General features: G+C 69.1%; 19 protein-coding genes and 1 tRNA gene. 11 read left to right on the top strand and 9 right to left on the bottom strand.

Annotated features, from left to right (window positions below):
• The first annotated feature begins 26 nt into the window (after positions 1-26).
• Positions 27-530 carry a signal peptidase II gene (lspA, locus tag SLW56_RS02545; protein ID WP_320694310.1) on the top strand — a complete coding sequence of 168 codons (504 nt, stop codon included), beginning with the start codon at positions 27-29 and terminating at the stop codon, positions 528-530.
• 57 nt (positions 531-587) lie between these two features.
• Positions 588-1,538 carry a 4-hydroxy-3-methylbut-2-enyl diphosphate reductase gene (ispH, locus tag SLW56_RS02540; protein ID WP_152236221.1) on the top strand — a complete coding sequence of 317 codons (951 nt, stop codon included), beginning with the start codon at positions 588-590 and terminating at the stop codon, positions 1,536-1,538.
• Positions 1,539-1,723: 185 nt separating this feature from the next.
• On the opposite strand, the gene SLW56_RS02535 is transcribed toward ispH, so the two are convergent.
• Both SLW56_RS02535 and SLW56_RS02530 read right to left on the bottom strand, forming a co-directional pair.
• Positions 1,724-2,425 (bottom strand): hypothetical protein, encoded by a 702-nt coding sequence (locus SLW56_RS02535; RefSeq protein WP_320694309.1) that lies wholly within the window; start codon positions 2,423-2,425, stop codon positions 1,724-1,726.
• The gene (locus SLW56_RS02530) at positions 2,422-3,378 is read right to left on the bottom strand and encodes a hypothetical protein (RefSeq protein WP_320694308.1); all 957 of its coding nucleotides are present in this window, start codon (positions 3,376-3,378) and stop codon (positions 2,422-2,424) included. Before SLW56_RS02530 ends, SLW56_RS02535 begins: the two co-directional genes overlap by 4 nt.
• 120 nt (positions 3,379-3,498) lie before the next feature.
• On the opposite strand from SLW56_RS02530, the gene SLW56_RS02525 reads away from it, so the two are divergent.
• The 5 genes from SLW56_RS02525 to cyoD all read left to right on the top strand — a co-directional run bounded on the left by SLW56_RS02525 (position 3,499) and on the right by cyoD (position 7,801).
• A tRNA-Thr gene (locus SLW56_RS02525) sits at positions 3,499-3,574 on the top strand.
• A gap of 317 nt (positions 3,575-3,891) precedes the next feature.
• The gene (gene cyoA / locus SLW56_RS02520; protein ID WP_267084582.1) at positions 3,892-4,833 is read left to right on the top strand and encodes a ubiquinol oxidase subunit II; all 942 of its coding nucleotides are present in this window, start codon (positions 3,892-3,894) and stop codon (positions 4,831-4,833) included.
• On the top strand, positions 4,833-6,833 hold the full coding sequence (cyoB, locus tag SLW56_RS02515) for a cytochrome o ubiquinol oxidase subunit I (RefSeq protein WP_267087425.1): 2,001 nt from the start codon (positions 4,833-4,835) through the stop codon (positions 6,831-6,833). The genes cyoA and cyoB overlap by 1 nt, the downstream gene beginning before the upstream one ends.
• Positions 6,834-6,836: 3 nt before the next feature.
• Entirely contained in the window at positions 6,837-7,463 is a 627-nt protein-coding gene (cyoC, locus tag SLW56_RS02510; protein WP_017907389.1) for a cytochrome o ubiquinol oxidase subunit III, read from the top strand.
• Entirely contained in the window at positions 7,463-7,801 is a 339-nt protein-coding gene (gene cyoD / locus SLW56_RS02505; protein WP_010341155.1) for a cytochrome o ubiquinol oxidase subunit IV, read from the top strand. Before cyoC ends, cyoD begins: the two co-directional genes overlap by 1 nt.
• A 105-nt stretch (positions 7,802-7,906) precedes the next feature.
• Here cyoD and SLW56_RS02500 read toward each other — a convergent pair whose 3' ends face one another.
• Positions 7,907-8,713, bottom strand: a complete 807-nt coding sequence (locus tag SLW56_RS02500; RefSeq protein ID WP_267093687.1) for a sigma-70 family RNA polymerase sigma factor — start codon at positions 8,711-8,713, stop codon at positions 7,907-7,909.
• 55 nt (positions 8,714-8,768) lie between these two features.
• On the opposite strand from SLW56_RS02500, the gene SLW56_RS02495 reads away from it, so the two are divergent.
• The 4 genes from SLW56_RS02495 (at position 8,769) to radA (ending at position 13,855) form a co-directional block, all read left to right on the top strand.
• Complete coding sequence (locus tag SLW56_RS02495; protein WP_267093688.1) at positions 8,769-9,371, top strand: ATP-dependent Clp protease proteolytic subunit; 603 nt, start codon at positions 8,769-8,771, stop codon at positions 9,369-9,371.
• Between the two features lie 154 nt (positions 9,372-9,525).
• Entirely contained in the window at positions 9,526-11,394 is a 1,869-nt protein-coding gene (locus SLW56_RS02490) for a tetratricopeptide repeat protein (RefSeq protein ID WP_295909046.1), read from the top strand.
• A gap of 233 nt (positions 11,395-11,627) precedes the next feature.
• Entirely contained in the window at positions 11,628-12,164 is a 537-nt protein-coding gene (locus SLW56_RS02485; protein WP_320694307.1) for an adenylate kinase, read from the top strand.
• Between the two features lie 305 nt (positions 12,165-12,469).
• On the top strand, positions 12,470-13,855 hold the full coding sequence (gene radA / locus SLW56_RS02480) for a DNA repair protein RadA (RefSeq protein ID WP_320694306.1): 1,386 nt from the start codon (positions 12,470-12,472) through the stop codon (positions 13,853-13,855).
• 297 nt (positions 13,856-14,152) lie between these two features.
• On the opposite strand, the gene SLW56_RS02475 is transcribed toward radA, so the two are convergent.
• The 6 genes from SLW56_RS02475 to SLW56_RS02450 all read right to left on the bottom strand — a co-directional run bounded on the left by SLW56_RS02475 (position 14,153) and on the right by SLW56_RS02450 (position 23,799).
• Positions 14,153-15,457 carry a jacalin-like lectin gene (locus SLW56_RS02475; RefSeq protein ID WP_320694305.1) on the bottom strand — a complete coding sequence of 435 codons (1,305 nt, stop codon included), beginning with the start codon at positions 15,455-15,457 and terminating at the stop codon, positions 14,153-14,155.
• A 109-nt stretch (positions 15,458-15,566) separates the two neighbouring features.
• A complete protein-coding gene (locus SLW56_RS02470) occupies positions 15,567-16,868 on the bottom strand; it encodes a histidine-type phosphatase (protein ID WP_295842960.1) in 1,302 nt (433 codons plus the stop codon).
• 129 nt (positions 16,869-16,997) lie between these two features.
• Positions 16,998-19,895, bottom strand: a complete 2,898-nt coding sequence (locus tag SLW56_RS02465) for a TonB-dependent receptor (protein WP_320694304.1) — start codon at positions 19,893-19,895, stop codon at positions 16,998-17,000.
• Between the two features lie 268 nt (positions 19,896-20,163).
• Positions 20,164-21,162, bottom strand: a complete 999-nt coding sequence (locus tag SLW56_RS02460) for a FecR domain-containing protein (RefSeq protein WP_320694395.1) — start codon at positions 21,160-21,162, stop codon at positions 20,164-20,166.
• Positions 21,163-21,227: 65 nt separating this feature from the next.
• On the bottom strand, positions 21,228-21,752 hold the full coding sequence (locus tag SLW56_RS02455; protein WP_026143437.1) for a sigma-70 family RNA polymerase sigma factor: 525 nt from the start codon (positions 21,750-21,752) through the stop codon (positions 21,228-21,230).
• A 322-nt stretch (positions 21,753-22,074) separates the two neighbouring features.
• Positions 22,075-23,799 carry an IlvD/Edd family dehydratase gene (locus SLW56_RS02450; protein WP_320694303.1) on the bottom strand — a complete coding sequence of 575 codons (1,725 nt, stop codon included), beginning with the start codon at positions 23,797-23,799 and terminating at the stop codon, positions 22,075-22,077.
• Between the last annotated feature and the right edge of the window lie 101 nt (positions 23,800-23,900).

Genomic DNA, 23,900 nt, shown 5'->3' with positions numbered 1-23,900 from the left:
TTCTTCGCCCAAGGCGGACTTCCCGCATGACCGCACGACCCAACCCCTCCGCCCTGATCTGGCTGCTGCTGTCGGCCACGGTGATCGGCCTGGACCAGTGGAGCAAGGCCTGGGTGCTGTCCAGCCTGCCCGAGTTCACCGCGGTGCCGGTGATCCCCGGCTTCTGGAACTGGTACCGGACCTACAACACCGGCGCGGCATTCAGTTTCCTGAGCCAGGCCGGCGGCTGGCAGCTGTGGTTCTTCACCGCGCTGGCGGTGGGCATCAGCGCCCTGCTGGCCTGGTGGCTGGCGCGCACCCCGCGCGGCGAGTGGCGCAGCGCGCTGCCGTACGCGCTGGTGATCGGCGGGGCGATCGGCAACGTGATCGACCGGCTGATGCACGGCCACGTGGTCGATTTCATCCAGTGGTACGTGGGCGAGCACTACTGGCCCTCGTTCAACATCGCCGACTCGGCGATCGTCGCCGGCGCCATCGGCATCGCCCTGTTCGGCGTGTTCGACGGCAAGGCGAAGCGAAAAGCGGGATAATCGGTGCCACTCTCCCTGTCGAAGCGCCTGGCCCCCTGCGGCCGGCGGATCTAGCTAATGGATGTCCTGCTCGCCAACCCCCGCGGCTTCTGCGCCGGCGTCGATCGCGCGATCGAGATCGTCAAGCGCGCCATCGAAACCCTGGGCGCGCCGATCTACGTGCGCCACGAGGTGGTGCACAACCGCTTCGTGGTCGACGACCTCAAGCAGCGCGGCGCGATCTTCGTCGAGGAACTGGACGAGGTGCCCGACGGCAACACGGTGATCTTCAGCGCCCACGGCGTGGCCCAGGCGGTGCGCCAGGAGGCCGAGCGGCGCGGGCTGAAGGTGTTCGATGCGACCTGCCCGCTGGTGACCAAGGTGCATTTCGAGGTGGCCCGGCACTGCCGCGCCGGCCGCGACGTGGTGCTGATCGGCCACGCCGGCCACCCGGAGGTGGAAGGCACAATGGGGCAGTGGGACCGCGAGTGCGGCGCCGGCCGCATCTACCTGGTCGAGGACATCGAGCAGGTCGCCACGCTGGACGTGCAGCAGCCGGAGAACCTGGCCTACACCACCCAGACCACGCTGTCGGTGGACGACACCCGCGGCATCATCGAGGCGCTGCGCGCGCGCTACCCGGCGATGCAGGGGCCGAAGAACGACGATATCTGCTACGCCACCCAGAACCGCCAGGACGCGGTGCGCGACCTGGCCAGGGAGTGCGACCTGGTGCTGGTGGTCGGTTCGCCGAACAGTTCCAATTCCAACCGGCTCAGCGAGCTGGCGCGGCGCGACGGGGTGGAGTCCTACCTGATCGACGGCGCCGACGAGATCGACCCGGCCTGGATCGCCGGCAAGCGCCGCATCGGTCTGACCGCCGGCGCCTCGGCGCCGCAGGTGCTGGTGGACGGGGTCATCGCGCGGCTGCGCGAACTCGGCGCCGATGGCGTGTCGGAACTGGCGGGCGAACCGGAGTCGATGGTGTTCGCCCTGCCGAAGGAATTGCGGCTGCGTCTGGTCGACTGACGGTCGCGTTCGGTCGCGTGTTCGTACGCTGGATGGGCGTATTTGTCGTGGCGCGCGTAGGAGCGGCTTTCAGCCGCGACGGGCGATCCCGGTAAAGCCTGTCGCGGCTGATCCTCGAAAAGGGGACAAGAGTCGCTCCTGCGAGATGACGTGATGTGGTGCTGTCGCGTGGCAAGCGCCACGGCTTACTGGCGCTGCATGCCGCGTGGCCGTCCCTGCGCATCGAATTCGATGCCCACGCTGACGCGATCGCCTTCCACGCCATCGGGCATCCAGCGCAGGCGGCCGCGCCGGCCCACCAGCACGTACACGTGATCCACCTTCTTCGGCTCGGCCTGTAGCGCCTCGCCCTGTTCCTGCAAGGCCGTGGCCACCCGGTAGGCGCCCTCGAAATCGATGTCCTGCAGCGCGGCGGTGTCGGTGGCTGGCTTGAGGAACGGCCCGAACATGCGCGGATTCACTGGCGCATCCTTGTGCCATGCCTCGTCGTGGAAGCTGTATTCGTCCACGTGGTCCGGCTGTGCGGGGTCCAGCAGTTCGAGTCCGATCCGGTCATCGTAGAAATGCACGGCATGGAACACGCGCAGGTCGTGGCCCTGCAGGGCGGGCAGGTCCGCCAGCGCCTGCCGCGCCGCGCGCAGCCGCTGCGGGTCGAACAGCAGGTTGCCGCGTGGTGCCGGCGTCGGCGCCGGCGCGGTGTCGGCAGCACGGGCAGTCGGGGTCGGCACCGCCAGCGATTGCGGCTTGGAGGGGGCCTGCAGGGCAGCCCCTGGGCCGGCCGCCTGCAGGGTGGCGCGGACGGTGTCCCAGGCGCCGCCGGCGAAGGCGAGGCCGCCGAGCAGCAGCACCACGCCGGCGAAGACCACGGGGGTGGGTGGCGTCTTCATGGCAGCTCCAGGTCGGCGCGGGCGGGGTGTTGCGGGTCGTACAGCACCGACACGGTGTCGCGCGGCAACTGCCCGACGTCGAGCAGCGACACGAACCGCCGCATCGTCGCCTCGTGCGGGTTGCCCGACGCGTCCGCGAACGCCACGCGGAACTCCACCTGCGGCTGCTCGTTGAGGGTGGTGCCGGTTTGGCGCACGTCCAGCACCCGCGCACGCGCGCGCAGGCCGCGGTACTTCAGGGTCTCGTCGGTGGCGTTGCTGCGGATCACGCGCAGGATCACGCGCAGCGCCAGCACATAGCCGTTGAGCACCAGCGCACTCATCAGCAGCGGGTGGTTGAAGGACAGGAAGGTCCAGCCCATGCCGCGGTTCTGCAGGCGCCAGGCCGCCACGTAGGCCGCGCCGACCAGGACCGCCAGCAGCACGGCGCCGGCCGCACGTCGCCACAGGCTGGCGCGGTCCAGCGCCGGCTCGGCGTCCTCCAGCACCAGGTTCGGGGTGGCGCCCGGCGCGGTGCTCAGCCGCAGCGGCACGGTGCGTCCGCTCTCGAAGCGGCGTTGCGCCGGCTTGCGGTCCACGATCAAGACGGTGTCGCGGATGGATGTGCCGGACAGGTTGTCGAAGGCCAGGGTCAGCGACAGCTGCGGCCAGCCCTTGACCTCGACCCCGGTCGGGGCGGCGCGTTCGATCAGTGCCTCGCGGCGCACGCCGTGGGTGAGCAGGTGGCGCACGCGGTGCAGGGCGCGCCCGGGCATGAGCAGCAGCGTGTCCAGGTAGGCGTAGAGCAGGTGCAGCCACAGGCCCAGCGACAGCGCCAGCAGGGTCAGCGCCCATGCGGGCGTGCTGGGCTGGGCCAGCACGCGTGGCCAGTCGCTGGCGAAATACAGGATGCAGGGGAAGGGGATGGCGAAGAACAGCAGAAACGCGAGCCAGAACCAGGCGAACAACTTCACGATGAGCAGGGTGAGGGGGACGACGGGGGCGGCAGGGTAACCCATCGATTGCGGCGCGCGCGCGAAGGCCCGGGCAGCGATTGACCCCGGCCCGGGCCGACGCCTAGAATTGCCAGTTCCGCCGGAATAGCTCAGTCGGTAGAGCGGCGCATTCGTAATGCGTAGGTCGCAGGTTCGACTCCTGTTTCCGGCACCAGACGTACCCAGAAGGCAGCCGCGAGGCTGCCTTCCTGGTGTCTGCGCTCCCGTTTTTCTGCGACGCAGGTCCGTGCGCGCGGCGGCCTGCGACGCCGTGTCGCAGGCGGGTGCGGCAATGTGTCGCACATAAAAACGCGGCCTGGCGCCCGCCCGGGCTTGTCAATGACTTCCGGAGTTGCCGCACGGCAGCATAAAATGCGTCGTTGATCGCGCATGCCGGCCCGGATGCCGCGGCGGACGCGGGACAGCCCTCTCTACGGCGCTCCGCCTCCCGCTCCCGCGCGGTTCGCATCCCCTACGCAATTGGATCGTTCGATGATTCCGTTGAAACAACTCCGGCGCTCGCTGCGCTCCGGTCTGTTGCTGCTGGCCGCGCTGCTGCTGGCCGGCTGCAACTCGGCCATCCTCAACCCCAAGGGTCAGATCGGCCACGACGAGAAGACGCTGCTGATCACCTCGGTGGTGCTGATGCTGCTGGTGGTGATCCCGGTCATCGTGATGACCCTGGCCTTCGCCTGGCGCTACCGCGCGTCCAACACCAAGGCGCGCTACGAGCCGAACTGGTCGCACTCCACCGCGATCGAGGTGGTGGTGTGGTCGATCCCGTGCATGATCATCCTGGTCCTGGCGGTGCTGACCTGGCGCTCCTCGCATGCGCTGGATCCGTACAAGCCGCTGGATTCCAAGGTCAAGCCGATCACCATCGAGGCGGTGGCGCTGGACTGGAAGTGGATGTTCATCTACCCGGAGCAGGGCATCGCCACGGTCAACGAGATCGCGTTCCCGGTCGACACGCCGCTGAACTTCAAGATCACCTCCGACACGGTGATGAACTCGTTCTTCATCCCGCACCTGGGCACGCAGATCTACGCGATGGCCGGCATGGAGACCAAGCTGCACCTGATCGCCAACGAGCCGGGCGAGATGTTCGGCCTGTCGGCCAACTACAGCGGCCACGGCTTCTCGAAGATGGGCTTCGCCGCGCATGCCACCGACCGCGCCGGTTTCGACGCGTGGGTGGCCAAGGTCAAGGCCTCGCAGAAGACCCTGAACCAGGCCGAGTTCCAGGTGCTGGCGGCCAACCGCAACGACAAGGCCGCCTACCCGGTGACGTACTACGCCTCGGTGCAGGACGGCCTGTTCAAGTCGTTGATCGACAAATACATGATGGGCAAGGGCCACAAGATGGAAGGCCACGACGCTCATCCGGCATCGGCTGCTGAGCCGGTCGCCATGTGCACTTCTGGAGACAAGTGATGCTAGGCAAACTCACGCTCGAGGCGGTTCCGTACCACGAGCCGATCATCATGGCGGCCCTTGGCGGCGCCGGCCTGCTCGGCCTGCTGGTGGTGGCCGCGGTCACCAAGTACAAGCTGTGGGGCTACCTCTGGAAGGAGTGGTTCACCTCGGTCGACCACAAGCGCATCGGCGTCATGTACATCGTGGTGGCGCTGATCATGCTGCTGCGCGGCTTCGCCGACGCGGCGATGATGCGCACCCAGCAGGCGATCGCGCACGGCGGCAACGAAGGCATCTTCCCGCCGCACCACTACGATCAGATCTTCACCGCGCACGGCGTGATCATGATCTTCTTCATGGCCATGCCGTTCATGACCGGCCTGCTGAACCTGATCGTGCCGCTGCAGATCGGCGCGCGCGACGTGGCGTTCCCGTTCCTGAACTCGCTGAGCTTCTGGCTGTTCGTGGCCGGCGCGGCGCTGGTCAACATCTCCCTGGGCGTGGGCGAGTTCGCGCAGACCGGCTGGCTGGCCTACCCGCCGCTGTCCGGGCTGGAATACAGTCCAGGCGTCGGTGTCGACTACTACATCTGGGCGTTGCAGATCTCGGGCCTGGGCACATTGCTCACCGGCATCAACTTCTTCGTGACGATCATGCGCATGCGCGCGCCGGGCATGACCCTGATGCGCATGCCGATCTTCACCTGGACCGCGCTGATCACCAACATCCTGATCATCGCCGCGTTCCCGATCCTGACCGTGGCGCTGGCGCTGCTGGGTGCGGACCGCTACCTGGGCACGCACTTCTTCACCAACGACGGTGGCGGCAACGCCATGATGTACGTCAACCTGATCTGGATCTGGGGCCACCCGGAGGTCTACATCCTGATCCTGCCGGCGTTCGGCATCTTCTCCGAGCTGATCGCCACCTTCAGCCGCAAGCGCCTGTTCGGCTACACCTCGATGGTGTACGCGACCTCGTGCATCGGCGTGCTGTCGTTCATCGTGTGGCTGCACCACTTCTTCACCATGGGCTCGGGCGCCAACGTCAATGCCTTCTTCGGCATCACGACGATGATCATCTCGATCCCGACCGGCGTGAAGATCTTCAACTGGCTGTTCACCATGTTCCGCGGCCGCGTGCACATGACCGCACCGGTGCTGTGGACCATCGGCTTCATCATCACCTTCGTCATCGGCGGCATGACCGGCGTGATGCTGGCGATCCCGGCGGTGGACTTCGTGCTGCACAACAGCCTGTTCCTGATCGCGCACTTCCATAACGTGATCATCGGCGGCGTGGTGTTCGGCTACCTGGCGGGCCTGACCTACTGGTTCCCGAAGGCGTTCGGCTTCAAGCTCAACGAGAAGCTGGGCAAGGCCTCGTTCTGGTGCTGGATCATCGGCTTCTTCGTCGCCTTCATGCCGCTGTACGTGCTCGGCTTCATGGGCATGACCCGGCGCATGAACAGCTACAACCACCCGGAGTGGGCGCCGTGGCTGATGGTGGCAGCGGTGGGTGCGGCGATCATCGGTACCGGCATCTTCCTGAACCTGGTGCAGATCGGCTACAGCATCTGGAAGCGCAAGGAGAACATGGACCTGACCGGCGACCCGTGGGATGGCCGCACCCTGGAGTGGGCGACCTCCTCGCCGCCGCCGTTCTACAACTTCGCCGTGCTGCCGCACATCGACGACCGCGACCAGTTCTGGGAAGACAAGCTCAAGGGCAAGGGCTGGCCGCGTCCGGCCAAGTACGAACCGATCCACATGCCGCGCAATACGGCGGCGGGCTTCTGGATCGGCGCCTTCAGCATCGTCCTGGGCTTCGGTCTGACCTGGCACATCTGGTGGATGGCGGTGATCGGCCTGGTCGGCATGATCGGCAGCTTCATCGCGCGCACCTTCGATGACGACATCGATTACTGGGTCCCGGCGGAGGAAGTGGAGCGCATCGAGAACGCGCGCTTCGCGCTGCTGGAACAGCAACACGCGGCCAACGCCGCAAAGGCGGTCTGAACCATGGCTTCCACGACGCTCGATTCCCACGCCGCCCACGCGGGCGGCCACGACCACGACCACGAACACCACGACGCGGGCGGCAACACCGTCTTCGGGTTCTGGGTCTACCTGATGAGCGACTGCCTCATCTTCGCCGGCCTGTTCGCCACCTATGCGGTGCTGGCCGGCGCGACGGTGGACGGCCCGACCGCCAAGGAACTGTTCGACCTGAAGTTCGTGCTGGTGGAAACCTTCCTGCTGCTGTTCAGCAGCCTGGGCTTCGGCCTGGCGATGATCTCGGCGAACAAGCGCAGCATGGGCGGCCTGTACGGCTGGCTGGCAGTCACCGCGGCGCTGGGCCTGGGCTTCCTGGGCATGGAGCTCTACGAGTTCCACCACCTGATCGAAGAGGGCGCCGGCCCCGGCCGCAGTGCGTTCCTGTCGGCCTTCTTCACCCTGGTCGGCACCCATGGTCTGCACGTGGCCTCGGGCCTGCTGTGGATGACCGTGCTGGTGATCCAGATCGCGAAGAACGGCCTGACCCCGCGCAACATGACCCGCCTGGCGTGCCTGAGCCTGTTCTGGCACTTCCTGGACGTGATCTGGATCGGCGTGTTCACCATCGTCTACCTGCTGGGAGCGCTGTAATGGCCAACCATCATTCCTCCGACACGCACGCCGAGCACGGCCACGGCGGCGGCCTGAAGTCCTACTTGGTCGGCTTCGTGCTGGCGGTGATCCTGACCGTGATCCCGTTCGGCATGGTGATGAGCGGGGCGTTCCCGCGCGGCGTCACCGTCATCGTCATCGCGGTGCTGGCCGCGGTGCAGATGCTGGTGCACCTGATCTACTTCCTGCACATGGACCGGTCGGCCGAACAGCGCTCCAACGTGCACGTGGGCCTGTTCTCGCTGCTGATCATCGGCATCGTGGTGGTCGGCTCGCTGTGGGTGATGCACAACCTCAACGTCAACATGATGCACTGAGCGGGCACCCCTGCCGCGCAACGCAACGGGCCGCCAGGCGACTGGCGGCCCGTTGCGTTTGGGGCGTGCAATCGCGCTGGCGATGTCCGCAGGAATGCGCCGGGATCACGCCAGGCAGGGCGGCTCGGCGAGTTCGCACAACGGTAGCCAGGTCAATACGCCTTCGCCGTTGCGGATCAGCAGCCCCAGCTGCCCGTGTTGCTGCAGCGGCTGGGCATAGACCGGCGCGGCGCTGGGCGCGGCGTGCGCGGAGGCCGACCAGGCGCTGGCCAGCAGGGTCTGCGGCCGCGCCGCACGCAACGTGGCGACCAGTCCGGCCGGATCGCCGTGCCGCAGGGCGTGGCGGCACAGCGCCAGCAGGCAGGCGTCGTCGTCGTGCGGGTGCGCGCGCGTCGGTGCAGTGGCGTCCTCGATCGCTGTACGCGCGCGCTGCAGCAGGCGCCGCAGGTACTGGCGCGAGGCGCTTTCGCTGCGCGCTGACAATGCCGCCAGGTCGGCATGGCTGAAGTCGAAGGCCTCGGCGAGCAGTAGCATCGCCACGTCGCCGGCCGGCAGCGTGCGCACCAGCGCCGCCAGCGCGTGCGCCACTGCCGCGCTGTGGAGGGCGTGGCGTTCCGGCCCGTCCGGGTCGTCGGTGACGGACACTGCGTGTTCCTGTGCGATGCGCTCCAGCAGGACCCGGTAGCGGCTGCGGCGGCGCAGGCGGTCGATGCACAGATGGCGCAGCACGGTGGTCAGCCAGGCGTCGCGGCCGCTGGCCGGCAGCGGTCCCTGTGCGGCGCGCAGATAGGCTTCCTGCACCAGGTCCTCGGCGTCCTGGCCCTGGCCAAGCCAGCGATGCGCCAGGGCCAGCAACTGGCGGCGCAGCGCCTCGCCGTCGGCCGGCGTGGGCGTGTCGGTCGGAGATGTCACGTCGTGGCCCCGTCGTTCGTTGGGAGTGACACCCACCATACATGGAGATAGGCCGATGCTGCGTTCCGACGAAACGTCCCCCGCCGCGCCCTCCGCGCAGTCGCCGTCCGTCGCCTTCCTCGAGGAAAAGGCGTTCCGCGCGCGGACCCTGCTGCTGTTTGGCACCATCACCGACGCCAGCGCCTACCAGACGGTACGCCATCTGCTGGCGCTGGATGCCGAGTCCGATGCGCCGATCGCGATGATCGTGTCCTCGCCGGGCGGGCATCTGGAATCCGGCGACGCCATCCACGATGCGCTGCGCTTCATTTCTGCACCGGTCGACATGATCGGCTCGGGTTGGGTCGGCAGCGCGGCCACGCACGTGTTCCTGGGCGTGCCGCGCGAGCGCCGGGTGTGCCTGCCGCAGACCCGGTTCCTGATCCATCAGCCCAGCGGCGGCGCCGGCGGCCCGGCCAGCGACATCGCCATCCAGGCCAGCGAGATCCTCAAGGCGCGCGCCCGCATCGCCAAGGTCATTGCCCGCGAGACCGGCCAGCCGCTGGAGCGCGTGGAGGCCGACATCGAGCGCGACTGCTGGATGTCGGCGCAGGAGGCGATGGACTACGGCCTGGTGTCGCGCATCGTCGAGCGGCGCAGCCAACTGGCCGGGCGCTGAGGGCTCCGGCCAATGCGGCAGGCGCCGTGCGCGGCGATCGCCGCGGGCATGACCTATGGCATGGCACGCGGCGGCGGCGCAGGCATAGCATGGGAGTTTGCCTGTCCGCTGTCGTTCGCCCTCTGGAGACCCCATGAACAAGTCCACCGCCTGGATGGCGCCGTTGCTGCTGGCCGCCACTGTCGCGTTCCAGGCCACGGCGCAGACCGCACCGCCGCGCGACGTGCCCTTCGCCGGTACGTTGAAGATCGATGTCGATGCCACCGATCTGGCGCACCGTATCTTCCGCGTGCGAAGCACCATCCCGGCCACGCCGGGGCCGATGACCCTGCTGTATCCGCAGTGGATCCCCGGCAACCATTCGCCGACCGGTCCGATCGACAAGCTCGCCGGGCTGGTGATCAAGGCCAACGGCAAGGTGTTGCCGTGGACGCGCGACCAGTTCGACGTCTATGCGTTCAAGATCGACGTGCCCGCCGGCGTCAGCGAGATCGTCGCCGAGTACCAGTTCCTGTCCTCGCAGGGCGACGGCCAGGGCCGGGTGATGATGACCCCGGAGATGCTCAACCTGCAGTGGAACACCACCGCGCTGTATCCGGCCGGGGTGTACGCGCGCAACATCAAGGCGCAGGCCAGCGTGACCCTGCCGGCCGGCTGGAGCTACGCCACCGCGCTGGAAACCGCCACGCGCAGCGGCGATACGGTGACGTTCAAGCCGATCGATTTCGACGACCTGGTCGATTCGCCGATGTTCGCCGGCAAGTACTACAAGCGCATCATGCTGGACGACAAGGGCAAGGCGCCGGTGGCGCTGAACGTGTTCGCCGACAAGCCCAAGTCGCTGGAGGCCAAGCCCGACCAGATCAAGGCGCACGTGGCCCTGGTGCAGCAGATGGACAAGCTGTACGGCGCGCGTCACTTCGACCACTACGAGTTCCTGCTGGCGTTGACCGACAAGCTCGGTGGCATCGGCCTGGAGCATCATCGCTCCAGCGAGAACAGTGGCCCGCTCGACTACTTCACCGAGTGGGACAAGAGCTGGGAGATGCGCGACCTGCTCGCGCACGAGTTCAACCACTCCTGGAACGGCAAGTACCGGCGCGGCGCCGACCTGGCCACGCCCAACTTCAACGTGCCGATGGGCGACAGTCTGCTGTGGCTGTACGAGGGCCAGACCCAGTTCTGGGGCGAGGTGATCGCCGCGCGCGCAGGGCTGTGGACCCAGGACCAGGCCCGCGACATGCTGGCCAACGTCGCCGCGGTCTACCAGCGCGGCCGTCCCGGTCTGGCCTGGCGCGCGCTGCAGGACACCACCAACGACCCGACCATGTCGATGCGCCGGCCGCGCGCCTACCGCAGCTACCAGCTGAGCGAGGACTATTATTCCGGCGGGCAGATGGTCTGGCTGGAGGTCAACGCCAAGCTGCGCGAGCTCAGCGGCGGCAAGCGCTCGCTGGACGATTTCGCCAAGGCGTTCTTCGGCATGCACGACGGCGCCTGGGACGTGAACACCTACACCTTCGACGACATCGTCGCCACGCTCGATGGGATCGCCAAGTACGACTGGGCGAGCCTGCTGCGCAGCCGTCTCGATGCGCACGGGTCGCTGGTCGGCGGGATCGAGGCCAGCGGCTGGAAGCTGGTCTATACCGATCAGCCGAACGCGGCCAGCAAGACCTCCGAGGCGCGCAACAAGAACCTGGACCTGAGCTACTCGCTGGGCCTGAGCCTGGACGAGCAGGGCCGGGTGCAATCCGTGCTGTGGGACAGCCCGACGTTCAATGCCGGCCTCATCGCCGGCAACCGCGTGGTCGCAGTCGGCGGCCGCGAGTACAGCGCCGAGGCGCTCAAGGACGCGGTCACCGCGGCCAAGGGCGGCAGCACGCCGATCGAGCTGCTGGTCAAGCGCGGCGACCGCTACGACACCGTGCGCATCGCCTACTACGGCGGCCTGCAGTATCCGCACCTGGAGCGCATCGCCGGCACGCCGGATCGCCTGAGCGAGTTGTACAAGGCGCGTTGAGGGCGGCGAGCGCGATCGCCGCCCAGCGCTTCGTTGTGCCGGCGCCTCGGTGCGCGGTGCGGCGACGGCGTCGTCGTGCTGGCGCGTGTCGCTTGCGGCGGTTGCGCGCGCGATGCTCATTGTTTGGTCGCCACCGATGGCGCAGTCCATGTGAAGCCGTTCCTGCAGCGAGCGCAGCACCGTGCGGGAGCGGCCGAGGTGGCCGATCTTCTTTGCGGGGACGAGGTCAGGCGGTGAAAATCAATGTGGTCGGCACCAGCGCAAGCGGGAAAAGCACACTCGCCAGGCTGATCGCCAAGGAACTTGCGATTCCCTATGTCGAAATGGACAGACTCTACTGGCGCCCGGACTGGCAGGGGACCCCGGACGATGTGTTCCTGAAAGAACTGGAGCGTGCGTTAGCCGCCTCTGCCGACTGGGTGCTGGATGGCAACTACAACCGGACGCGCCCCGTGAAATGGCGCGACGTGGACCTGGTGGTGTGGGTGGACTATGGATTTTTGCGCACGCTGTTCCAGGATGTCGCCAGAGCGTTCAAACGGGCCTGGCACAAACAGGAGCTGTGGCCCGGTACGGGAAATCGCGAGAGTTTTCGCCGCGCCTTCTTTAGCCGGGAGTCCATCATCATCTGGATGCTCAAGACCTGGCGCAGCAACCGCGCGCGCTACCAGGCCGATCTGCACAACCCGCAGTACGCGCATATTCGCTTCGTGCGCATTAGGCGACGGGAGCAGGCGGAACACCTGCTTGCTGCCTTGAAGGCGCGCTGACGGCCTCCCTGCCGCGACAAGCGAAGAGGACATCGTCCCGGGCAGAATCGGTCTGACCCGACGTCGGCGCCACAGGCTGCCTCCTGCTGCCGCCTGGCGGCCGTGCGCGGGCGACTTGGGTCACCAGTCGCGGGGAAACGCAGCAGCGCCGCCGTACATCGGCGTCGCTGCCGACTGCGCGACGTCTTCCCGGCGCCGCGTTACACGCTGGGGAAGCGACTGCGATGCGGTGCCTGGCGCCGCGTCGCGGACCTTGAGACCGCCAGCCACTATGCTGATGCATTGTCTGAGCGGACCAGAAGCAGATGGCGAAAGCGAAAACGGCCTATGTCTGCGGCGAGTGCGGCGCCGAATACAACAAGTGGCAGGGCCAGTGCACCGAATGCGGTGCCTGGAACGCGCTGAGCGAGATCGTGCTGGAGAGCGCGGCCACGGCCAAGGCGCCTGCCGTGGCGCGGCGCAGCGGCTGGGCCGGCAAGGCCGAGACGCCGAAGATCACCGCGCTCAAGGACGTGGAGCACCGCGACCAGGCGCGCGTGTCCACCGGCATCGGCGAGTTCGACCGGGTGCTGGGCGGCGGCCTGGTCGAGGGCGCGGTGGTGCTGATCGGCGGCGACCCCGGCATCGGCAAGTCGACCCTGCTGCTGCAGGCGCTGGCGAAGATGGCCGGCACGCTGCCGGTGCTGTACGTGACCGGCGAGGAATCGCTGGGCCAGGTCGCCGGGCGCGCGGTACGCCTGGACCTGCCGCTGGACGGCCTCAACGCGCTGGCCGAGACCGGCATCGAGCACATCCTGCAGCATGCCAGCGCGGCGCGGCCCAAGCTGATCGTCGCCGACTCGGTGCAGACCCTGTGGACCGAGGCGCTGACCGCCGCGCCGGGTTCGGTCAGCCAGGTGCGCGAGAGCGCGGCACGCCTGGTGCGCTACGCCAAGGAGACCGGCACGGCGGTGTTCCTGGTCGGCCACGTCACCAAGGAGGGCGGCATCGCCGGCCCGCGCGTGCTCGAGCACATGGTCGATGCGGTGCTGTACTTCGAGGGCGAGAGCGGCAGCCGCTTCCGCCTGCTGCGCGCGTTCAAGAACCGCTTCGGCGCGGTCAACGAACTGGGCGTGTTCGCGATGGGCGAGAAGGGGCTGAAGGAAGTCTCCAACCCGTCGGCGATCTTCCTGTCCGGCGGCAGCGCGCACCAGCCCGGCAGTTGCGTGATGGTCACCCGCGAAGGCACCCGGCCACTCATGGTGGAAGTGCAGGCGCTGGTGGATGCCTCGCCGCTGTCCAATCCGCGGCGCGTGGCGGTGGGCCTGGAACAGAACCGGCTGGCGATGCTGCTGGCGGTGCTGCACCGCCATGGCGGCATCGTGGTCGGCGACCAGGACGTGTTCGTCAACGTGGTCGGCGGCATCCGCTTGCAGGAGACCGCGGCCGACCTGCCGGTGCTGCTGGCGGTGCTGTCGTCGCTGCGCGATCGGCCGTTGGCGGAAAAGACCATCGCCTTCGGCGAGGTCGGCCTGTCCGGCGAGATCCGCCCGGTGCCCAATGGCGAGGACCGGCTGCGCGAGGCCGCCACGCACGGCTTCAAGCGCGCCATCGTGCCCAAGGCCAATGCGCCCAAGACCGGTACGGTCAAGGGCATGGAGGTGATCGCGGTGGAGCGCCTGGCGCAGGCGCTGGAAGCGGCGAGCGAATAGGCTGCGGCGTCGGCGGGCAGCGGCGCGTCGTCCCCGTGTACTGCGTCGCTTCGAATCGCGATGCGGTGGTGCGCGCGCGAGTGCGGCCCACATAGACGCGTGGCCGCATCGCGCGGCCTGGTGTGGAGATTGCCGATCCGCACCGTCAGCCACGTGCATCCGCTCGCTGCATGTCGATGCGCGCGACCGGCCGCAGGTCGCAGCCGGCGCCTCTTCTTCGGTAAGGCGAACGGCGCGCGTCGCCACGCGCGCCGTTGCCCTTGCGGTGCCGCAGGCGCGATGGCGCCCGCGGGTCCGTCAATCCTTGCGGTAGACCACGCCGAGCTTGTCGATCTCGTCGCCGTCGCGGCCGGTGAAGCCGGCGATGTGCCAGCCGCTGGGCGCGGTGAGCGTGTAGGTCTCGGCGGTCGGCGTGCCGGCGCTGAGGCTGCGGCCCTGGTTGGTGCGCAGGCTCAGCGAGAACAGCCGGGTGTGGCCGTTGTACTGGCCCACGCTCAGCGTGGCCGAGGTCAGCCGCTCGTTGCTGCCCAGGCGCAGCGTGACCGGGTCGCCGCCGCTGCCGCCGTGGGCCAGGGTGCTGCCGTTGTCCAGGCCCAGCGCGATGCCGTCCAGGCGCGAGGCGCCGCGCAGGGTCACGCTGGCGATGGTGCGCTGCTCGGCGCCCTTGGCGATGTCGTTGAACGGGGTGCCGTGCGGGCCGCCGAACTGGTCGCTGGTGCGCACGGTGGTCCCGACCGCCCAGCCGAACTGCGCGGCCAGCGGGTAGTGATCGGACAGCGGCTTGCCGTCGCTGTCGTAGAAGTTGCCGTCGTCGAGCTTGTAGCGGTTGGCGACCAGGGTCAGCTGCGGCGCGTCGCGGTACAGGATCTTGTCCACCACCTCGCAGTCGTTGGTCGGCGGGGTGCCGCACAGCAGCGGCGCGGCGCCGGCCGCCGGGGCGCTGCCCTTGACCAGTTCCACCCAGGTATCGGTCAGGCCGTTGCCGGAAATCAACGCGCGGATGTTGTCGTCGGCGCGGGTGTAGCGGGTGTTGGAGTCCATCATCACCAGCACCGCGTTGCCGGCCGACCAGGTCTGGATGAACTGCGAAAGCTGGCTGATGTTGGCGCGCCGCGCGGCCAGGTCGGCGCTTTCGGTGCCGGCGTTGGGGTGCGCGTTGTACACGTCCAGCAGCACGCCGTCGTCCAGGCGCACGCGCATGTAGCTGAAGCCCTTGGGGGTGAGGCAGTCGGTGCCGTTGCACTTGTCCCACTTGATGCGGGTGAAGTCGTCGAAACGGTAGTTGCTCAGCGTGTTGAGGCCGTCGCCGATCGCCGCGCCGCCGCTGGTGGGCGTGCGGTAGGGGTGCTTGTCGCCCGCGTACAAGGTGGCGTGGTAGTTGAAATCTTCCTGCACGTTGATCAGGCCGTAGGGCGCCAGCTTCGGTGCGATCTGGGCGGTGTTGGCGGCCGGGTTGCTGCTGGAAATGCCCTGCGGCAGGCCGGCGACGTTGTAGGTGAGCACGTCAAGCACGCCGACGTCCGATTGCGCGTGGACCACGCCGGCGCAGGCCAGGCTCAATCCGATGCCGTAGCTCACGAGGGTGCGTAGATGCTGGATCATGAATCGCCTCTTGCGGGTTGGGAGGAACAGCGGGTGGCGCGAGCGCCAGGGGCGGTGCCGGAAGGCACCGATGCCGCCGCGCGACCGGCCGGGGCCGGCGCACGTGGCGTCATGGGGTCAGGAACTGCGGATCGAGCGCGGCCTCGACCGCGGCGGCGAAGGCGGGCAGCGGGCAGTCGTAGGCGGCGTCGGCGCGGCTGCACTGCGGGATGAACACGGGCGACTCCAGCGGCGGCGCCTGCACGGTCAGCGCGCGGCGTTCGCGCAGTTGCGCCAGGCTCTGCGCGGTGTAGCGCAGGCGGATCACCCGTTCGCCGTCGGCGCGGCGCCAGCGCTCGAACACCAGCGCGCCGCCGGGCACGGTCTGGTCGGGCTGGTAGCCAGGCAGTTGCCAGTGCAGGTCGAGCATGCCGGCCAGCAGGGTCAAGGTGCCGTCGTGGCCGGACAGCACCACCAGCCGCGCCGCGCCGCCGATCGGTTCGGCCCGCGTGGCCTGGCCGCTGCCGTCCAGCAGCGTCGCCAGCAGCCGCGCCGCCAGCGGCGAGGCGGCCATGCGCGCCACCGCCGGCGCGCGCAGGCGCAGCGCGAACTCGGCCTGGTGCGGGGCGAAGGCGCGCAGCAGGCTGGCCTCGTCGACGCCGCGCCAGCCCAGCGCGGCGAAGTCCTGGCCGTCGGCCCAGGCCATCAGCAGGCTTTCGCTGAGGCCGGAAGCGGCCGCGGCCGGGCCTTCGATGCCGGGGATCGCGTCCTCGGCATCGCCCAGCCGCGCCGGCACCGCATCCAGGCGCAGCTTGCCGCTGCCGGCGTCGGCCGGGCAGGGCCGTTGCGCGCACTGCAGCAGCAGTTGCTGCAGGCTGTCGATGGCATCCGCCTGGGCCGCGTTCCAGGCCTGCGCATCGCCGCCGATGCGGCCGGCGATGGCCGCGCGCATCCGCGCCACCGCGGCGGGAGTGCGCAGGGCGGGCGCGCCGTCGAACAGCGGATCCGAGGCATCGTCGGCGACGCTGTGCACCGGATTGGCGCAGCCCGGGGTCAGCGTGCTTGCCAGCGCCTGCGCCGAGGCGAGGGTGCGCTGGGTGCGGTTGGCCCAGTAATACGCGGTCGCGCAGCCGTCGCCGGCGAACAGCCCCAGCGGTGCATAGCGAGCGCGGTAGTAGGCGCCGAACAAGCGTTCCAGTGCCGCGCCGTTCGCCGTGAGATACCCGGCGGGCACCGCGAAGCGCGGCCAGGGGCGCGCCGAGTAACGCTCCAGTTGCTCCGCGCTGGACATCGCCGCGCGCACGCCGTGGCGCTTGAGGATGACGACTTTTTCCAGCGTGTCCGTCGCGGCCGCTTGCGCGCGTGCGGCGGTGCAGGCCAGTGGCGCGAAGGCGAACAGGACGAGGGTGGCGAGGCGCGGCAGCGATGGCATCGGCAAGCTCCAGGCAGAGGCGGTGCGCCGCGCGCGGCGGTGGGCGGCGCACGGTGCGATGGCCGGCGCCCGCGGCGATGCAGGCCGCGGGGCGGGCTGGCTGCCGCGCTTGGGCGGCAGCGCGGCGGATCAGAAACGTGCGCGCAAGCCCACCGACCAGGTGCGGCCGTAGTCGGTGTAGCCGCCGAACAGGCGGTCGCCGACGTACTGGCGCTGCACCGCACCGGTGAGATTGATCGCGTTGACGAACACCGACAGGGTGTCGTTGACCTTCCAGGCCACGTTCGCGTCGAGGCTGCCGAACTTGTCGCTGTTGAGCGTGGCGACGTTGGCGGTGCCGACCGCGTTGACGATGTCGTCGCTCCAGCCATAGCTCACCCGCGCCATCAGCGGTCCCTTCTCGTAGAACAGCACCGCGTTGTAGGTGTTTTTGGCCACGCCTTCGAGGCTGTCGGTGAAGGTGCGGCTGCCGTCGCGATAGGTGGCCTCGCTGTCGGTCCAGGTGTAGTTGAGCTGCATGCCCAGCCCGTCCAGCGGCGCCGGCAGGCCGGCGAAGACCTGCTGGTAGGCCACTTCCACGCCCTTGACGCTGGCCTGGCTGCCGTTGGTCTTGGACGAGAGCAGGTAGGTCTGGCCCTGGTACTGCAGGTTCGACATCTGGGTCTGGATGAAGCGCGAGATGTCCTTGTAGAACACGCCGCCGGTCAGCGCCGAGGTACCGTCGATGTACCACTCGAAGGTCAGGTCGTACTGCCACGCCTCGAACGGACGCAGCGACGGATTGCCGCCGCTGGCGGTGAGGATCTCGCCGCTGGAATTGAAGGTGAGCTTGGACGACAGGTCGGTGAGGTCGGGACGGGTGATGACCTTGGCCGCGGAACTGCGCAGCACCATGTCCTCGCGCACGTCCCAGGCCGCGTTGAACGAGGGCAGTGCGTTGCTGTAGCTGCGTTCGAAGTGCACCGGTTGCGCGCTGCCGTTGACGTCGGCATGGCCGTCGGTGGTCTGCTCGGTGCGCACCAGGCGCACGCCTAGGTTGCCGCGCAGCGCGCGGCCGGCCAGGTCGCCGCCGAAGTCGGCCATCGCATAGGCCGAGCCGATCTTCTCCTTCACCTCGTAGGAGTTCTGCAGGTCGGCGCTGTTCGGCGTGTTGACCAGGTCCGCGGCGGTCGGCCAGGTGCCGAAGAAGCGCGATTCGATCGGCGCCAGCCACTGCCGGGGCAGGTTGCCGTTGGCGTCGGTCAGCATGTCGTCCACCGGCAGCGCGGTGAAGTTGCCGGCCGGGAAGCGCACCCCGGCGATGCTGGTCAGCAGCAGGTCGGCGCGATCGTAGGTGCGCGAGCGCTGCCGGTACTTGGTGCCGAACTTGAGCTCGCGAAAGAAGCCGTCGCCGAGCGCGCGCTTGGCGTCGAGCTGCAGCGCGTCCTCCTTGTCGCGCGCATCGATCTCGCGCCACTCCAGGCGGCGGCCGGCTACGCTGGCCGGGTTGGTCGGGTCGAAGCCGTTGGTGAAGCGCCAGTCGGGCACGTCGTCGCCATCGGCCTGCGGCATGTCCACGCGCATCGACAGGGTGGTGCCGCTGCGCAGGCGCGTGCGGCGGATCGGATCGGAGTCGTAGCTGTGCGCCTGCGAGTGGAACGCCACCGCGCCCAGCGTCCACGCATCGCCGCTCCAGGTGCTGGACAGGCGCGCGCTGCGGTTGTCGTCGGTGATGCCGGAGGTCTCGCGCGAGATCTGCACCTGGCCGTTGCGGTAGTCGAAGCCGGCGACGCCGCCATGCGCCACGCGCAGGTTGCTGAGCTTGGCCAGGCTGTCGAAGCCCACGCCCAGGCTGTATTCGTCGTAGTGCACGGTCTGCTTGGCGTAGAGCAGGTCCAGGTTGGTTTCCCAGGCCGCGCTCGGTTTCCACTGCAGCGAGGCGGCGATGCCGGTGCGTTCGCGCTGCTCCAGTTCCAACGTCGGGCGCAGGCCGGTGGGGACGTAGTTGGCGCCGGGCACGCCCGGCACGCCGTTGCGGTAGTAGTCCCAGCTCACTTCGTTGACCCGGTCCTGGCGCAGGCTGCGCTGCGCGTAGGCGCCGGACAGCAGCAGGCCGAAGGTGCCGTCGGCGTTGACCCAGTTGAACAGGCCGGACACGCGCGGGTCGTTGGCATGGGTGCGCTGCGCCTGGCTCGACTCCAGCGACACGTTGGTAAGCGTTTTCCCCAGTTCCAGCGGGCGGAACGTGCGCACGTTGACGATGCCGCCGATCGCGCCTTCGTCCAGGTCGGCGGTGGGGCTCTTGATCACTTCCAGGCCGGCGACCAGTTCCGCCGGCAGGGTGTCGTAGCGGAACTGGCGGCCGGTCTGGCCGGAGGTGCGCACGTTCTCGTTGACCGCCATGGTCTGGCCGTTGAGCGTGGTCACCTGGAAGTTGGGCCCCAGGCCGCGCACGCGCACGTACACGCCTTCGCCGCGGTCGCGCACGATCGACACGCCGGGCACGCGCTGCAGCGCTTCGGCCACGTTCTGCGCCGGCAGCTTGCCGATGTCCTCGGCGGCGATCACGTCGACCACGCTGTCGGCGTAGCGCTTCTCACGCAGCGCGGCGCTGAGGCTGCCGGCGTAGCTGCCGAGCACCTGGATGCTGTCCAGTTGCTTGACCGGCGCATCCGCCGACGCCACCGGTGCCGGCGTCGGTGCGGCCGCCATCGCCGCCGGTGCAGTGGCCGCTGTTTCCGCCGGCGCGCTCGCTGCCTCGATCGTCACCGTGGTCGGGGTGAGGAAACGGTAGCGCAGGCCGGTGCCGTCGAGCAGTTGCTGCAGCGCCTGTTCCGGCGCCGCACCAGCGCGGCTGCCATGGGTCTGCGGGTTGCCGGTGCTGCCGGCGGCATAGACGAACTGCAGGCCGGTCTGCCGCGACAGCGCATTGAGCGCGCGCGCCAGCGGCTGCGCGGGAATCGCCTCGACCGCGATGGGCGCGGTCTGCGCGCCGGCGACGCCGGCGTGCAGGGCGAGGGCGATGGAAAGGAACAGGGTGCGGCGCATCGTCGGGTCCTGTGAGAGCGGGGGTGGTGTGGTGCGCGCGGCATCGCCCATGGGCGTTTGCCTGCGCTGTCCCCGGACTACGAGGCGCGACGACGAAGATCGGGCACCGTTTTTCGATGAATTTTCTGTGACACGTGCGTGGGGGTGCTGGCTTCGCGTGCGCGCACGGATGCGTGCGTGCACGATGCATGTGACGCGCTGATGGCGTGCCGGCCGTCTGGTTTGAAGGATGCGTGCGTCGCGCAGTGCGCGCGACGCAGTTGCCGCGCTACTGCAGGCGCGCCTGTGTCGGCGTGCGGCTGCGCACGTGGATGCCGTCGGCGCTGGTGCGCACCTGCAATGTCGGTTGCGCATCCAGGAAGGCGCGCAACGCGGCGACGTCGTCGCCACGCAGGTTGCCGGTCAGTCGCATCGCCCCGGCGTCGGCGTCGTCGATCAGCAGACGGGTGCGGTTGAGCCGGTTGAAATCCTCGGCGACATTGGCCAGCGGTTCGTCGCGGAACACGATGCGGTGTTGCCACCACGCGTGCATCGCCGCGACGTCCTCGTTGCCCAGTTCGACCCGGCCATCGGCGGTGTCGATGCGCGCGCTCTGGCCGGCGCCGAGATCGGCCAGCATGGGCTGTTGCGGCCGATCCTGGCGCCACACGTGCACGCGCCCGGCCGAGACCTCGATGCGCGCCTGGTCGGGGTGCAGGGCGATGTCGAAGGTGGTGCCGATATCTTCCACGCGCAGGCCCCCGGCCTGCACCTGCAGCGGGCGCCGGTCGGCGGCGACCACGAAACTGGCCTGGCCCTGCCGCAATTGCAGCTTTCGGCTCCAGGGGGTCAGCGTGGCGCGTATCTGGGTCTGCGCATTGAGCCGCACCGTGCTGCCGTCGGCCAGTTGCACGCTGCGTTGTTCGCCGAGCGCGGTGCGGTAGGTCTGGCTGCGCGGCCAGGCCCAGCCGACCAGCACCGCCACCGCGCACACCGCGGCGGCTGCGGTCAGACGCCAGCGCGGCGCGGCGTGGGCGCGCGCCGCACGCGTTGGCGCTGCCGCTGTCGCGCGCCGCGGCACGGGCAGGGCGATGACGTTGCCGCTCGCCGTGCCATCGGCGGTGTCGTCGCTGGCGAGCAAGGCGTCCACGTCCAGGTCCATGCCGCGCAGCGCCTCGCCGAGTTCGCCGGCCACGCGCTGCATGGCCAGATACTCGCGCAGATGCTGCGGCGAGGCGGTCAGCCAGTCCAGCAACTGCTGTTCCTGTTTCGCGTCCAGCGGCTGCATGCGTTGCACCGCATGCCAGTGCGCGGCATCGGCGATGGCACTGCGCGAAGAGAACGTGCTGTCGTTCACCAGCGGTCTCCGCTGTCGGCCAGCGCGCGGCGGCAGGCCGACAGCCCGCGCACCACGTGCTTCTTGACCATGTGCGGCGACACGCCCATGCGTTCGGCGATCTGCTTGTAGCTCAGCCCGTCGCGGTACTGCATCACCAGCACCGCGCGGGTGCGCGCGGGCAGCTCGGCGAGCAGGGCCTGCAGGTGCTGCTGGCGCTGCCGCCGGTGTGCGCTGTCTTCCACGTCGTCTCCCGCCGCCAGCAATTGCGAGAACTGCTCCATCTCGTCGATGCGCAGCGGCGCCTGGCGGCGACGCGCGGCCTGTTCGCGCGCCAGGTTCTGCGCGACGGTGTACAGATAGGCTTCGGGATTGGCGATGGCCTCGCCCTGCTGCCGATGCGCGCGCAGCAACCGCAGATAGGTTTCCTGCACCATGTCCTCGGCGTCTTCGCGTGCGCCGCGGCGCACGAAGAAGCCGCGCAGCACCGGGCCGTGTTCCGCGAACATGCGCGCCCATGCGCGTTTGGGGTGTGCCGCCACCGAGCCTGCCTTGTCCCTGGGGTGCGGCGCAGGCTAGAAGCTGCAGATGACGGCGCGGTGACGTGGGCGCGGTGCGTGTGGAAGAAGGCGGCGTTCGCCGCTTCCTGTGGGAGTCGACTGTCATGCAGCCGCGACGCGCGACGTGGTGTGCGTTCCGATGGCGCAATGCGTCGGGACTGAAGTCCCTCCCACAGTGCACCTGGCGGGCTCGCCGCAAGCCCCTGTGGGAGCGGCTTCAGCCGCGATGAGGCGTTGCCGGTGGCGCGTGTCGCGGCTGAAGCCGCTCCGACGAAATCGCGGTGGATGCATCCCGCCGCGACCGCTAATGCGAATCGCGCGCCACCGCGTCGCCGCTGCCGCCCACCAGGAAATCCAGGTCGGCGCCCAGGTGCGCCTGTTGCACGTGCTCCACGTAGAGCTTGCTCCAGCCGCGCGGCGGCGCCGGCGGCGGGGTCCATTCGCTGCGCCGGCGCAGCAGTTCCTCGTCGCTGACTTCCAGGTGCAACGCGCGGCCGGGGACGTCGAGTTCGATGATGTCGCCGTCGCGCACCAGCGCCAGGGTGCCGCCGGCGGCGGCCTCCGGCGAGGCGTGCAGCACCACGGTGCCGTAGGCGGTGCCGCTCATGCGCGCATCGGAGATGCGCACCATGTCGGTGATGCCGGCGCGCAGCAGCTTCGGCGGCAACGGCATGTTGCCGACCTCGGCCATGCCCGGGTAGCCGCGCGGGCCGCAGTGCTTGAGCACCATGATGCAGTCGGCGTCGATGTCCAGCGCCTCGTCGTCGATGCGCGCCTTGAAGTCCTCGATGCTCTCGAACACCACCGCGCGCCCGCGGTGCCGCAACAGGTGCGGCGAGGCGGCCGACGGCTTGATCACCGCGCCGTCCGGCGCCAGGTTGCCGCGCAGCACGGCGATGCCGGCCTCCGCGCGCACCGGCGCGTCCAGCGGATGGATCACCTCGCGGTTCCAGCACGGCGCCTGCGCCACGTTCTCGCCCAGCGTGCGGCCGTTGACGGTGCGCGCGTCCAGCGCCAGTTCGCTGCCGAGTTCGCGCATCACCGCCGGCAGCCCGCCGGCATAGTAGAAGTCTTCCATCAGGTACTGGCCGGACGGTTTGAGATTGACCAGGCACGGCAGCCGCGAACCCAGCCGGTCCCAGTCGTCCAACTGCAGCGGCACGCCCACGCGGCCGGCCAGGGCGAGCAGGTGCAGCACCGCGTTGGTGGAGCCGCCGATCGCCGCATTGACCTTGATCGCATTGGCGAAGGCGTCGGCGGTGAGGATCTGCGACATGCGCAGATCCTCTTCCACCATCTGCACGATGCGCCGCCCGCTGAGCCGCGCCAGCCGCGCGCGGCGCGCATCCACTGCCGGGATCGCCGCGTTCTCCGGCAGCGACATGCCCAGCGCCTCGACCATGCTGGCCATGGTCGAGGCGGTGCCCATGGTCATGCAGCTGCCCTTGGAGCGCTGCATGCAGGCCTCGGCCTCGACGAAGTCGTCCTGGCTCAGGGTGCCGGCGCGGACCATCTCCGACATCTCGATCACGCCGGTGCCCGAGCCCAGCGGCTGCCCGCGCCAGTTGCCCGACAGCGACGGCCCGCTGGACACGCCGATGGTCGGCAGGTCCACGCTGGCCGCGCCCATCAGCAAGGACGGGGTGGTCTTGTCGCAGCCCATCAGCAGCACCACGCCGTCCAGCGGATTGGCGCGGATCGATTCCTCCACGTCCATGCTGGCGAGGTTGCGGAACAGCATCGCGGTGGGGCGCATCTGCGTCTCGCCCAGCGACATCACCGGGAACTCCAGCGGGAACCCGCCGGCCTCGTACACGCCCTTTTTGACGTGTTCGGCCAGTTCGCGCAGGTGGCCGTTGCACGGGGTCAGTTCCGACCAGGTGTTGCAGATGCCGATCACCGGGCGGCCATCGAACATGTCGTGCGGATGGCCGGCGCTCTTGAGCCAGCTGCGGTAGTAGAAGCCCTGCTTGCCTTCGCGCCCGAACCACGCCTGGCTGCGGCGCGGCGGTTTGCTGGGTGAGCCCATGTCGGCGGATTCCTCGAGTCCAGGACGCCGGGATCCGCCTTGTGCGCAAGCCGCCCCCGGATGCTTTACGCCGGGGATGCTAGCGGGCATATTGATACGTG

This window comes from Xanthomonas sp. LF07-6, assembly GCF_034105445.1.
Lineage (GTDB): Bacteria > Pseudomonadota > Gammaproteobacteria > Xanthomonadales > Xanthomonadaceae > Xanthomonas_A > Xanthomonas_A sontii.
Note: the sequence above shows the minus strand (reverse complement) of the source record. Positions and strands in the feature narration are given on the sequence as shown.

Bases quoted from the DNA above. Each gene is read 5' to 3' on its own strand.
- lspA (WP_320694310.1), top strand. From the start codon at position 27: ATGACCGCACGACCCAACCCCTCCGCCCTGATCTGGCTGCTGCTGTCG.
- ispH (WP_152236221.1), top strand. From the start codon at position 588: ATGGATGTCCTGCTCGCCAACCCCCGCGGCTTCTGCGCCGGCGTCGAT.
- SLW56_RS02535 (WP_320694309.1), bottom strand. From the start codon at position 2,425: ATGAAGACGCCACCCACCCCCGTGGTCTTCGCCGGCGTGGTGCTGCTG.
- cyoA (WP_267084582.1), top strand. From the start codon at position 3,892: ATGATTCCGTTGAAACAACTCCGGCGCTCGCTGCGCTCCGGTCTGTTG.
- cyoB (WP_267087425.1), top strand. From the start codon at position 4,833: ATGCTAGGCAAACTCACGCTCGAGGCGGTTCCGTACCACGAGCCGATC.
- cyoC (WP_017907389.1), top strand. From the start codon at position 6,837: ATGGCTTCCACGACGCTCGATTCCCACGCCGCCCACGCGGGCGGCCAC.
- cyoD (WP_010341155.1), top strand. From the start codon at position 7,463: ATGGCCAACCATCATTCCTCCGACACGCACGCCGAGCACGGCCACGGC.
- SLW56_RS02495 (WP_267093688.1), top strand. From the start codon at position 8,769: ATGCTGCGTTCCGACGAAACGTCCCCCGCCGCGCCCTCCGCGCAGTCG.
- SLW56_RS02490 (WP_295909046.1), top strand. From the start codon at position 9,526: ATGGCGCCGTTGCTGCTGGCCGCCACTGTCGCGTTCCAGGCCACGGCG.
- radA (WP_320694306.1), top strand. From the start codon at position 12,470: ATGGCGAAAGCGAAAACGGCCTATGTCTGCGGCGAGTGCGGCGCCGAA.
- SLW56_RS02475 (WP_320694305.1), bottom strand. From the start codon at position 15,457: ATGATCCAGCATCTACGCACCCTCGTGAGCTACGGCATCGGATTGAGC.
- SLW56_RS02470 (WP_295842960.1), bottom strand. From the start codon at position 16,868: ATGCCATCGCTGCCGCGCCTCGCCACCCTCGTCCTGTTCGCCTTCGCG.
- SLW56_RS02465 (WP_320694304.1), bottom strand. From the start codon at position 19,895: ATGCGCCGCACCCTGTTCCTTTCCATCGCCCTCGCCCTGCACGCCGGC.
- SLW56_RS02460 (WP_320694395.1), bottom strand. From the start codon at position 21,162: ATGCAGCCGCTGGACGCGAAACAGGAACAGCAGTTGCTGGACTGGCTG.
- SLW56_RS02450 (WP_320694303.1), bottom strand. From the start codon at position 23,799: ATGGGCTCACCCAGCAAACCGCCGCGCCGCAGCCAGGCGTGGTTCGGG.